The sequence below is a fragment of the Cryobacterium lyxosi genome (genome assembly GCF_004403345.1).
Classification (GTDB): domain Bacteria; phylum Actinomycetota; class Actinomycetes; order Actinomycetales; family Microbacteriaceae; genus Cryobacterium; species Cryobacterium lyxosi.
Genome location: NZ_SOGT01000002.1, coordinates 18,792 through 30,752 on the forward strand (window position 1 = coordinate 18,792; position 11,961 = coordinate 30,752).

At 61.5% G+C, this 11,961-nt stretch carries 9 protein-coding genes, 1 tRNA gene and 1 pseudogene; 10 read left to right on the plus strand and 1 reads right to left on the minus strand.

Translation table 11 applies throughout. The features are described from left to right. The first annotated feature begins 132 nt into the window (after nucleotides 1-132). The 9 genes and pseudogenes from E3T27_RS01075 to E3T27_RS01115 form a co-directional block, all read left to right on the plus strand. Nucleotides 133-1,644, plus strand: coding sequence for an ABC transporter substrate-binding protein (locus E3T27_RS01075; RefSeq protein ID WP_198416452.1), 1,512 nt, complete (start codon nucleotides 133-135; stop codon nucleotides 1,642-1,644). 116 nt (nucleotides 1,645-1,760) lie between these two features. Further along, a complete protein-coding gene (locus tag E3T27_RS01080; protein ID WP_104197745.1) occupies nucleotides 1,761-2,708 on the plus strand; it encodes an ABC transporter permease in 948 nt (315 codons plus the stop codon). Further along, nucleotides 2,705-3,580, plus strand: coding sequence for an ABC transporter permease (locus tag E3T27_RS01085; RefSeq protein ID WP_134571308.1), 876 nt, complete (start codon nucleotides 2,705-2,707; stop codon nucleotides 3,578-3,580). The genes E3T27_RS01080 and E3T27_RS01085 overlap by 4 nt, the downstream gene beginning before the upstream one ends. A gap of 2 nt (nucleotides 3,581-3,582) precedes the next feature. Further along, nucleotides 3,583-5,391, plus strand: coding sequence for a dipeptide ABC transporter ATP-binding protein (locus E3T27_RS01090; RefSeq protein WP_166786049.1), 1,809 nt, complete (start codon nucleotides 3,583-3,585; stop codon nucleotides 5,389-5,391). A 155-nt stretch (nucleotides 5,392-5,546) separates the two neighbouring features. Next, nucleotides 5,547-5,619: transfer RNA gene (locus tag E3T27_RS01095), tRNA-Arg, on the plus strand. Nucleotides 5,620-6,040: 421 nt separating this feature from the next. Next, nucleotides 6,041-6,289 carry a hypothetical protein gene (locus tag E3T27_RS16370; protein WP_166786050.1) on the plus strand — a complete coding sequence of 83 codons (249 nt, stop codon included), beginning with the start codon at nucleotides 6,041-6,043 and terminating at the stop codon, nucleotides 6,287-6,289. A 122-nt stretch (nucleotides 6,290-6,411) separates the two neighbouring features. Continuing rightward, nucleotides 6,412-7,599, plus strand: coding sequence for an NAD-dependent formate dehydrogenase (locus E3T27_RS01105; protein ID WP_134571310.1), 1,188 nt, complete (start codon nucleotides 6,412-6,414; stop codon nucleotides 7,597-7,599). 1,193 nt (nucleotides 7,600-8,792) lie between these two features. Continuing rightward, on the plus strand, nucleotides 8,793-8,996 hold the full coding sequence (locus E3T27_RS01110; protein WP_134571311.1) for a hypothetical protein: 204 nt from the start codon (nucleotides 8,793-8,795) through the stop codon (nucleotides 8,994-8,996). A 229-nt stretch (nucleotides 8,997-9,225) separates the two neighbouring features. Next, nucleotides 9,226-9,950, plus strand: a pseudogene (locus E3T27_RS01115) (integrase core domain-containing protein); the annotation flags it as partial. A 1-nt stretch (nucleotide 9,951) separates the two neighbouring features. On the opposite strand, the gene E3T27_RS01120 reads toward E3T27_RS01115, so the two are convergent. Next, the gene (locus tag E3T27_RS01120) at nucleotides 9,952-10,791 is read right to left on the minus strand and encodes a response regulator (RefSeq protein WP_134571312.1); all 840 of its coding nucleotides are present in this window, start codon (nucleotides 10,789-10,791) and stop codon (nucleotides 9,952-9,954) included. Between the two features lie 641 nt (nucleotides 10,792-11,432). On the opposite strand from E3T27_RS01120, the gene E3T27_RS01125 reads away from it, so the two are divergent. Continuing rightward, nucleotides 11,433-11,951: a PH domain-containing protein gene (locus E3T27_RS01125; protein ID WP_134571313.1), complete on the plus strand. Its 519-nt coding sequence runs from the start codon at nucleotides 11,433-11,435 to the stop codon at nucleotides 11,949-11,951. Nucleotides 11,952-11,961: the final 10 nt, after the last annotated feature.

Here is an 11,961-nt window from a genome sequence, read left to right on the forward strand (position 1 = left end):
GTCGATCAGAGCGCTGGAAGCGCCACGCCGCAGATCAGTTCGCGCAGATCAGTACGCGCAGATCTGCACGGTATTTTCCGCAGCACCTCTGGTCGGTCTTCGTCGGACCAGCCGAACCATAGGGGCACACACATGAGGTCATCCATCCGGCGCAACATGTTCGTCAGCATTGCGACAGTCATGGCCGCGTCCATGGCCCTGGTCGGTTGTTCCACCGGCTCGGGCACGACCGACGCGGAAGGTGGCACCGCGTTGACTGTTGGCCTGCTGGCCACGCCCGGAAACCTCGACTACACCACGACCGCCGGTGCGGCGATTCCGCAGGCCCTGCTCTACAACGTCTACGAGGGGCTGGTGAAACTCAACAATGACGGCACCATCATTCCCCTGCTCGCCAAATCCTGGACCGTCAGCGACGACGGACTGGTCTACGACTTTCTGCTGCGCGATGGAGTGACCTTCTCCGACGGTTCGCCATTCACTGCCGAGAGCGTCAAATTCAGCCTCGAACGCGTCAAGGACAACTGGACCGCCAACGGGCCCACCTACCTTGACCCGATCGCGAGTATTGAAGCCGTCAGCGATACCGAGGCACGCATCACCCTGTCGAAGTCGAGCAACAGCTGGCTCTTCAACATGAGCGGTCCGGTCGGCACGATGTTCACCGAATCCGGTATCGCTGACCTCGCCACCGCTCCGATTGGCACCGGACCGTACACGGTCAGCTCGTTCAAAACCGGCGACAGCCTCGTGCTCGCCGCCAACGCCGACTATTGGGGCGAGGCGCCCTATATGAGCGACGTCACCCTGCGTTACTTCACGGATGCGACGGCGCAGACCAACGCGTTGTTCAGTGGCGATATCAATCTCATCTCAGGCATCTCGCAGTTTCAGCTCGTCGATCAGTTCAAGGCCAATTCCGACTTCCAGGTGCTTGAAGGCGCCAGCACCGGCGAGGTCACGCTGTCGATGAACAATGCCAGCGATGCGTTCAGCGACATTCGGGTTCGACAGGCGGTCATGTATGCCATCGACCGCCAAGCCATCATGGACACAGCGAACAGCGGTTACGGCCTGCTGATCGGATCCATGGTGCCACCGACCGACCCCTGGTATGACGAGAGCCTGGCCGATCTCTACCCGTACGACCCCGACACGGCTATCGAACTTCTCGACGAGGCCGGGGTGAGCGACCTGACCGTTGACTTCAAAATTCCCAACCTTCCCTACGCCGTGGCCGGCGCCCAGGTGGTGAAAGACCAGCTCGCCAAGGTGGGCATCACCGCCGACGTGACGACGCTCGAATTTCCCGCCATCTGGCTGGACGAGGTCTTCTCCGGCCACGACTACGACATGTCGCTCATCATGCACAGCGAACCGCGCGACGTGAGTGTCTTCGCCGCCGCCACCTATTACGCGGGCTACGACTCGCCCGCGGTGATGGCTAAATTCGTTGAAGCGGATGCCGCCGACCCGACCAGCTACACCGAACTGATGAAGGAAGCCACGCGGACCATGGCGGAGGAAGCCGCCGCCGATTGGCTCTACCTGCAACCGGCCATCTCGATCGCGGACGCCGATCTGCTCGGTGTGCCGAGGAACACGCCGAGCCTCGCGTTGGACCTGTCGACGATCGCACGATAGGGCGGGAATAGCCGGAACGCGTACGGTTGTCGTTTGAGCGATTGCGCGGCGCTCGTCAGTGTCGTGCCAACCGTAAATCGGTCAGAGGCGTGAATCAGTCAGAGGAAAGTGTCGCTATGGTCCTTGTGGTTCTGCGGCGCATTCTAGTGTTCGCCACCACCGTCGTGGTGGCGTCGATCGCAACGTTCCTGATGCTGTCGATTCTGCCCGGCAATGCCGCCCGCATCGCGCTGGGGGTGCAGGCAACCGAAGCGGATGTCGCGGCGCAGGCCACGGCCATGGGGCTCGACCGCCCCGCGGTCGTACGCTACCTGGACTGGTTCGGGCACGTGCTCATCGGCGACTTCGGTGACTCTACGGTGTCGCGTCAGCCGATCGGCCCTGAAATAACGGATGCCCTCGGCATCACAGTGATCCTTGTGCTCACCAGCGTGGTGCTGGCACTGCTCTTCGCGGTCCCGTTCGGAATCCTGACTGCGGTGCGGCAGCGCAGACCCGACGGCGCCGTTTTGTCGGGCATCAGCCAGATCGGTGTTGCCGTGCCCGGTTTTCTGGCCGGGATGCTGCTCGTCACGGTGTTTGCAGTGACGTTGCGCTGGCTGCCAGCGGGCGGCTGGGTCGACCCGGGCGAGGACTTCGGCGGATTCCTGGAACATCTGATTTTGCCGGCGATCGCCCTCGGTAGTGTGCAGGGCGCTGTACTCAGCCGCTACGTGCGCTCCTCGGTTTTGGAAGTGATGCGGGAAGACTTCATCCGAACCGCCAGGGCCAAGGGCCTCGGCGCGGGGCGGGCCCTGCTCCGGCACGGGCTGCGTAACGCGGCTGTTCCGGTGATGACCGTGCTCGGCGTGCAGATTGCCACTCTTCTAGTCGGCGCGGTCGTGATCGAGCGGGTCTTTAGCATTCCCGGCCTCGGCAGCCTGCTGCTCGACAAGGTCGCTCTTCGCGACTTGCCCGCCGTGCAGGGAATCGTGCTCGTGCTGGTCGTCTTCGTGCTGGTGCTGAACTTTCTCGTTGATCTTGCCTTCACGGTGATCGATCCCCGACTTCGGAGGGCTGGATGACCACCATCGGTCCCGGGGTCGGCGCCCCCACCGGGCTACGCCCCGCACCGCGCCGCAGGAACGGCGGCGGCACGCTCAGGGCCGGCTGTGTGCTCATTGGACTCGTCGTGCTGGCGGCCGTCTTGTCCGCATTTTGGACTCCGTTCGACCCGGAGGGGGTCTTCTCGGATTCGATCCTGCGCCCACCGGATGCTGCGCATCTGCTGGGCACCGACAGCTTCGGGCGTGATGTGCTCAGTTCCATCCTGCGTGGCGCCCAGATCTCACTGCTCGTGGGCACGGTCGCCGTCGGGATCGCGGCGGTGCTCGGCGTGCCCTTCGGTATCGTCGCCGGTATGAATCCGGGCCGGCTCGACCAGTTCATGATGCGCGGCAATGACATTGCCCTCGCCTTTCCCGCCCTGCTGCTCGCGATCATTTTCGGCGCCATTTTCGGAGCCGGCACCGTCAGTGCGATGGTCGCGCTCGGTATCGGCACGGCACCCGCGTTCGCCCTCATCGCCCGCAGCGGAACCATGCAGATCATGAGCCGCGAGTACGTGCAGGCGGCCCGCGCCGCCGGCAAGAGCGGAGTCTTCGTCGGGGTGCGACACGTACTGCCCAATATCAGTGGCATGCTCATCGTGCAGGCGTCAGTCTCCTTCGGCATCGCGGTTCTGGCCGAGGCCGCACTTTCCTATTTGGGGCTCGGCACGCCGCCACCCACACCGTCCTGGGGGCGCATGCTGCAGGATGCCCAGGGGTACCTGTTCATCGAGCCGTTGCTCATCGTCTGGCCGGGAATCGCCATCGCCATTGCTGTGCTCGGGTTCAACCTGCTCGGTGACGGCCTCCGAGATCGTTTCGACCCGAGAATGCAGGTGCAACGATGACCATGAGCGCACCAACACCCACCCTCAGCGTGCGAGGCCTGCGGGTCGGTTCGCCCTTCACAGAGCTGCTGCACGGCATCAGTTTCGACATCGCGGCCGGTGAACGCGTCGGTCTGATCGGAGAGTCAGGGTCGGGAAAGTCGCTCACCGCGACAAGCGTCATGGGGCTGCTTCCGGAAACCCTGACCGCCACCGGCACTGTGTACTTGAACGGGGTCGCCGACGACCTGCTCACCGCACCCGAACGCCGCCTGAACCAGTTGCGTGGCAACACCATGGCGATGGTGTTTCAGGAACCGATGACCGCCCTGAACCCGCTGATGCGGGTCGGAGCGCAGGTAGCCGAGATCATGACGGCGCACCATACCGAAAACGGTCGACGCCGTGCCCGGCAACGCGCAGTCGAACTTCTGGCCCTCGTCAAATTATCGAACCCCGCCGAGACTGCCCTCGCCCTTCCACATCAACTCTCCGGCGGACAGCGTCAACGGGTCATGCTGGCCATGGCCATGGCCAACGACCCCGAGCTACTGCTCTGCGACGAACCGACCACTGCGCTCGATGTGACCGTGCAAGCCGAGGTGCTGAAGCTTATCGGCAACCTCGTCGCCGACCGTGGTACCGCGTTGCTGCTGATCACCCACGACATCGCGGTGGTCGCCGAGGTATGCCAGCGGGTTCTTGTGATGTACCAGGGCGAGATCGTCGAGGACGGGCCGGTCGGGCGCGTGCTGACCGCGCCGCAGCATCCGTATACGCAAAAACTGATCGCGGACTCGGATCTCTCCTCGGTCGACGACCGGGGCCGGCTGCACACCCGGCCTGTCATCGGCACCCCGCGTGTGGCAGATTCCCGGCTCAGCCGCGTGCATACGGATGCCACAGCCGTGCCGATCCTGCCGCCTCACCGCGCCGCTCACCAGCGCCTCGAATTGGGCGGTCCCCGGGTCATCTTCAATGAGGTGGCCGGGGCGCCCACCATTTCGGTACGTGACCTCAGCCGGCAGTATCGGCGACACGGCGGCGGCGTGTTCGCCCTGGCGCCGACCGTGCACGGTTTGCGTGACGTGTCCTTCGATATCGCCGCGGGGCAACGGTTTGGCATCGTGGGGGAGTCCGGTTCTGGTAAATCCACCCTCATGCGTATTCTCTGCGTCCTCGACCAGCCGACATCCGGCACGGTCGACGTGCTCGGCCAACCGATCAGGGGAGCGTCCGAACGACAACTGCGCGACTTTCGCAGCCGGGTGCAGATCGTGTTCCAAGACCCGATGGGGTCGCTGGATCCGCGCATGCGCGTGCGCGACATCGTCGCGGAACCACTGCGCCACGTCGGTCGGACCGAGACGCTGGCCCGGGTGGAAGCCCAACTGGCGGCAGTCGGGCTCGACGCTGACGTGATGCATCGGTATCCGCACCAATTCTCCGGTGGTCAGCGGCAACGCATTTCTATTGCGCGGGCGCTCATCACCAGGCCGCGGGTTCTGGTGGCAGACGAGGCGGTCAGCGCACTGGACGTGTCGGTGCGTGCCCAGGTCTTGAACCTGCTCGCCGACCTGGTCGACGAATACCAGCTCACCCTCGTGTTCGTCTCCCACGACCTCGCCGTCATTCGTCACCTCTGTGACACCGTTGCCGTCATCTCCGACGGACGCATCGTCGAATGCGGGCCGACCGCCGACGTCTACGACAGCCCGCTGCACCCGTATACGCAGCAACTGGTCAGCGCGACGCCGTCGGTGGACGCCTTGGCCCGGCGCAGTGTCACGTCATCTTCGTCCGCATCACGTGCCCCAGTAAAGAAGCCATGACCGAGACCGTGCCCATCGAATCGTTGCCGGCCACCGAACTCGTGGCGTGTCCCGGATTTTCGATCGTGGAGGCCGGCGCCGTTCCGCGCTGACACCCGAGCTGTAAGCGGTGGTGACCGGATCGCTGCCAGCGGCCTGTAACCTTGAGTAGTCCCGCCCCCGTAGCTCAGTGGATAGAGCACCGGCCTTCTAATCCGATTGTCGTAGGTTCGATTCCTACCGGGGGCACCGAAAGTAGACGACTGTAACGCGCTAGCCCGAGTGGGCGTTCCACAGTTGGGCTCCGCATCAATGCTGGTCACAGTCACAGTCACAGTCACAGTCACAGTCACAGTCACAGTCACAGTCACAGTCACAGCGCAACAGATGCTCGCCACATTTGACTGTCTTAGTTGCGCCAGTACGGTTCGGGGCTGGGGGTGTTGGCGCGGTGGCTGTGGGCGGGGCGCCAGGTTTGGGTGGGGTCCCACAAGATGGGCCCGCGTACTTGGGGTTTGNGAGGGTGCCTCGAAAAATAGTCAACCGCTCGACAGCCGTGCCGATAGCAAGAGGCGGCAAAATTAGTAGGTTGACCAAAAGTCCCACCACTATTCCCAGACAGACTTGGGCGAGATAACCGGCCGAGTAATCATCGGCTTCCGGGCCGCCGATGATGAGAACGAAAAGAGCGGTCAGGGGTACTTGTTCCCCGCCGACACCAAGCCATCGCATTCCTCCGATAAGAGAGCCGGTTGCAGCGAAGCTGTCGCTGGACGAACTATTCGACCAAGAGCTTGGCGAACTGTTCGACCAAGAGCTTGGCGAACTGTTCGACCAAGAGCTTGGCGAACTGTTCGACCAAGACCTTTCGATGGGTTTGTCCGGTACTGCTGCATCCACAGTGAAAGCGGTTCAATAGCCGGCAGCTATCGGCTGGCCAATTTCTGGTCTTGGACAGGCTGGAGCGGCGAGGCAGAAACTGGGTGAAGCGCATCAACCGGGCGCGACACCTGTCAGACCGGCGTCTCAGAAAGAGGCCACATGGCCAAGATTCTCCTCGTACTCTACCCGGACTCCGTTACCGGGTACCCGCCGCAATATGCGCGCGACACCCTCCCGGTGCTTGACGGTTACCCCGGCGGTCAGACGTTGCCAAGCCCTTCCGCCACTGATTTCACCCCGGGTGAACTCCTGGGTTCGGTCTCCGGTGAACTTGGCCTGCGCAAATTTCTTGAATCGGCCGGACATGAATTAGTTGTCACTTCGGACAAAGACGGTCCGGATTCGGTGTTCGAGCGGGAGCTTGCGACTGCAGACATCGTGATTTCCCAACCGTTCTGGCCGGCCTATTTGACGAAAGAGAGGATCGCGAAGGCACCGAACTTGAAGCTCGCGATCACGGCCGGCATTGGTTCAGATCACGTCGACCTGGACGCAGCAATCAACCAGGGGATCACCGTGGTCGAGGAGACGTACAGCAACAGCATCAGTGTCGCAGAGCACGCGGTCATGCAAATCCTCGCCCTCGTGCGCAACTACCTCCCGTCCCACGAATGGGTTGTCAATGGTGGCTGGAACATCGCCGACAGCGTCGAGCGCGCGTATGACCTCGAAGGAATGAACGTCGGTGTCATCGCGGCCGGCCGCATCGGGCGTGCCGTCTTGCGCCGACTCGCACCGTTCGACGTCCACTTGCACTACACCGACAAGAACCGGCTGTCGCCCGAGATTGAGCGTGAACTCGGCCTGACTTTCCACCCGGATGCTGCCTCTCTCGTGCAAGCCGTCGACGTTGTATCGATCCATGCACCGTTGCATCCGGAGACATATCACCTCTTCGACGACGCTCTGATCGCGTCGATGAAACGCGGCTCTTACATCGTCAACACGGCCCGCGCCGAGATCACAGACCGTGACGCGATCGTACGCGCGCTCGAGTCAGGGCAACTCGCCGGATATGCCGGCGACGTCTGGTACCCGCAGCCACCGGCGGCCGACCACCCCTGGCGCACGATGCCGCATAACGGCATGACCCCCCACGTTTCAGGTTCGACTCTTTCCGCTCAATCTCGTTACGCCGCGGGCACCCGGGAGATTCTCGAAGACTGGTTCGCCGGTCGACCTATTAGGAAAGAATATCTCATCGTCGACGGCGGGCAACTTGCTGGCGTTGGTGCCGCCTCCTACACGGCCGGCGGTGAATCGAGCCCTGGTAGTGGCGGCCAGTAAGGACAGTTGAAGTACTACTGGATGAAGGAGGTTGCGGTGACTGTAATGCCGCTGGCGGCCTGCTCCGCCCCCACCAGGCAGCCATGGCTGCTCTGCACATCACAACCGTAACAACGGAGTTTCCTTATGAGTCGCCTCGATCGAGAACGCACCATCGCCCCTCCCGGGTTCAACCGTTGACTGATCCCGCTGGCGGCCCCCGCAGTAGCCCCACGGCACCATCATGAACGGCTGTGAGTAGGTCTGCTGCACAGTTCCCGCATCCGGTTCGTCTCGGTCACGGTTGCCGTTCGACGCTGCCGGTAGAGCTGCGGGCAGCACGTGCGCGCGGGCAAAGAGTCCTAGAGGTGACGCTGCGGCTGCGAGTCTTACCGCTGATCCTGATCCGCTCCTTCACCTCACCCATTTCACTCTGCGATACGTCGTGCCATCATCCCCGTCGTCGACGCTATCGCCCAGCCACAAGCCGCGAATGACCCGCCCTGTGCAATCCACCGGATCCACAAGGACGGCGGGTAGCTGACCGCGAGGATTCACGCCGACGAGAACGAAAACCGGCCATCGCGCAAATCGGCGTCGTAATGTCACGATCATTTTACTCACACCGCTCCTTGAGCAACCAGGCCTTTTCCCAAGATTATGTAGCCCCCGAGGAACAGCAATACCCCCGTTCGGGCACTCGTATCTCTGACCAAGACAAAACACCAGCGAACGGGATCTCCCCCTCAACACCGCCATCTAAATCCGACAGCCCCAACCATCGGCTTGCTCTGGCTGCTTGACTATCACCATGAACGCCGCATCATTTTCTCCTACTTTCCTACTTAGGCCCTTGAGTTGGCGAGAGTAAATCATCACGGTTAGGACAGATTCCTTCTTGTACAGCCCCGCTCCTTCGGTAGATACCCCATAGGACTGCCCGCCTCCGACGTAAATGGGTGGCTATCCACGTGGAGAATTCCCGCGAGGGGAATGTAATTCCCCTGGGCAAGGCTCGTAGCATGGTCGTCTTCCCCGACCCGGTGGACCTCACAAACTCGAACGTCTCCCCCCGCCGCACGAGAAACGAGATGTCAGCTACCGGCGTGCCCGAAAAATTGATACGAAAATTCTCGGTATGGACAAGGGATTCATTTATGGCGACCATGCCACATCTCTGAGGCTGGACCTCCGTACGCTGCTACAGTAACGCCATGTCCGATATAAAGAAGATCACTCCGCAGTCGCTCTCCGGTGTCGTGCTGTTCGTCGTAATCCTAGGTGTCAGCATCGCGATTGCTCTCCTGTCGGACCTAAACCCCGTCGCTCGTGGTGTAATCGCAATTGCGGCCGGGATCGTTGCCGCAGCTGTGTCGTATGCGCTGCTCGCTTCGCGCCGGAAGAAGCTGGGCGGGTAGGCAGAGCCTTCAGCGCGGCTGCGTCAACGGGGCTCACATTTCTCTTTGCGTCAGGTGCATCTAGCTGTACGTAGCCGACACGTTGGTGACAGTCGGTAGTTGAAATAGGGAGAACCTCCGGTTGTGATGGTGATGTCAAAGTCGCCAACTAACACGGAGGTTCTCGTGTCCCACGCTAATGCCCGATTGAACCATCACGGAAGGGCCTTGCTCGTTCAGCGCGTCATCGGTGGTCGTTCGGCTGCTGGACCGTCGCGGGCCGTTGCGCATCGCCGCCACGACCGGGGTCCCCGCCCGGACGGTGTCTCGGATCGTGACCCGATAATCAGCTACCGCCGTTAGCGTGATTAAATCCGATGACCGGGGCCACGATCGGCGCCGGCCGCGCGGCGGTGATTCGGTTTGAACGCGCCACGCCGGGTGGACTCGTGCATGTTGACGTAAAGAAGCTGGGCCGAATTCCCGACGATGGTGGCTGGCGAGCCCACGGCGGCAGCGAAGCGGTCCGTGGTCGCCGGATCGGTTTCGACTACGTCCACGTCGTCATCGACGACGATTCCCGCTTGGCCTATGCAGAGATCCAGCCCGATGAAAAAGGTGCGACGGCCGCCGAAGTCCTCACCCGCGCTGCCAGTATTTCGCCGACCACGGCATCCGCCTTGAACGCGTCATCTCCGACAACGCATTCGCCCATCGAAAACTCAGGTCTTCAAAAACGCCGTCGCCGCGCTCGGAGCCGTGCAGAAGTTCATCAAACCGCACGGACCCTGGACCAACGGCAAAGTTGAACGACTCAACCGAACCCTCGCCGCGGAATGGGCCTACCGGCAGAAATACACCAGCAACAACCACCGCGCCCAAGCCCTTGCGCCCTGGCTCGAGTACTACAACACTGAACGCATTCACACCGCAATCAGAGCAGCCCCCACCAGCCGACTTTCACCAACGTCCTGACTCAGTACATCAGAGTCAAGGGCGGCTGGCTCAATTCCACGAGGCCAACGCGAACCGCTCGGATCAGCACGTGCAAACGCGTACGCGAACCCCACTTGGCCATTATCTTTGCTAAACGCATCTTGACTCCTGCCTCGGAGAGGTGCAGCCCCTGCGCGATTTCCGCATTCGACATGCCCTGGGCTAGCAGTCGCACGACCGACAACTCAAGGTCCGACAAGTGCTCGTCGGCCGACAGAGCATCAAAGTTCGTCTTTTCAGGAACAGCCAAGACGAACGCGATCAGATCAAGGGTGGCGCTCTGAGACAAGACGGTGTCACCGCCATGTACCTCGCGGATCCGAGAGAGCAAGGCTTCGGGCTCTTCGTCCCGCATCACGAACCCCCGGGTTCCGGCTCTCAACGCCATCACGGTGCAACCCGCTGAGGTCGTAACGCCAGTAGCCCCCGATCCGGAATTCGTTAGAGCGAGAACCCGGGCACCGGGATCTGTCTCCCGTATGCGGCGGATTGTCTCAACACCGTCCTCGCCTTCCACCAGACTAACGATGACGACGTCGGGTTTGAGTTGAGCATGCAAATGCACTGCGATCCCCCCTGTGCGCGCCTCGCCGACGACCGACATATCGTCGGCCCCGTTGACGAACGATTCCAGCGCCCTGCGCACCAGCGTCTCCTCGTCAGCAATTAGTACACGGATGTGGTGCGGTCGAATCAATTTTCCCCCCCCGAGTTCGCGAAGTGCCGTAAACGAAGTGAACGAAGAGGAATCGACGGCCGCCGGCCTCTTCCATGGCAGTTGAACCGTCCCATATCTGGAACGGCCCGGTTTCTTGCCCATCGTCCTCTATCGACCCCCTCGGTACAGCGTAGTGCTACATTCGCAATCCCTCAGGTGAATTCTGCTAGCGAGGACGACAGGGGACAATATCTGCGACCGCAGCAAGGGGCGTACGCGTGGGCATGCCAAGTCCACACGCACCCCAGGTGATCGCACCGCTCAAGAGCCCCCGCTGGTTGGCAGCGGGTCGAATGTATAGAGCCGAAGACCCAAAGGTTCTTCGAGCTCTATTCGCACGAAGGTTATGGCCGAACGGCTCGAAAAGTAGGTTAGCTAAGTCGGTAATAGACCGACAGGACCTTTATGGTTCTGAACTAACAGAACGGACTAGAAACATGGTTGGTATTGTCCTGAGATTCATTGCATATGTTTTCACCCTGGTGTGGAGGTGGGGCGTGTCGCGCGTCAACGCTATCGTTAGGTGGATCCGCGCGAACGCTAAGCTGGTCCAGCTTTGGCTTGAGCGCGGTGTAACATATGGCACCGTCATCGGTTGGATTCTTTCGTGGTTGGGACTCGGCTAAACCAGCTTTCAGGGCGAGCATATTCGTTTGAGAACGTGTATGCTCGCTTAGGCGCCGGCCATAGATCGTGAGGCTGCGGGCCATAGTCCGGAGCGTCGATCAGACTTTGGAGCGACCATGTCGAACTTCGCCGACAATTCTTCTCCTCGAGTGCGGGCATTTGGCGAGCCGGGCTCCGATCGCCTGCCGAACGAAGCGCTTCGGTACCTTAACGCGATCGACGCGGCAACGGCTCTGGTAACCGCTTCGGCCGTGAGCATTGTCGCATGGTTCGTCTTCGAGCCCCTTCGCGTGGTGATTCTCACCGTGATAATGCTGGGCGTCGCGGCGGCGATCGCCTTTGAAATACAAATCATGAACAGACTGCGCATGCGCAACACGTCATTCACCGTTACTGGTGACGAGATCTACATTGTGCGAGGGCTCTTCTTTCGCCGATTTACGTCCATCGCAACATCTCAGGTGCTCAATGTCGAGATCACCGAGGGGCCGGTCCTTCGAAAGTTCGGCCTAGTGAAAATACGCTTCACTTGTATCGTCGCCGTCGAGCCCCTAGGGCCAATCACGCCTGCCGTGGCGACTGCTATTCGCAGCACGGTCCTCCTCAAACAGACGCCGGCCTGTCGTGGCGTCTAGCACCAACGGC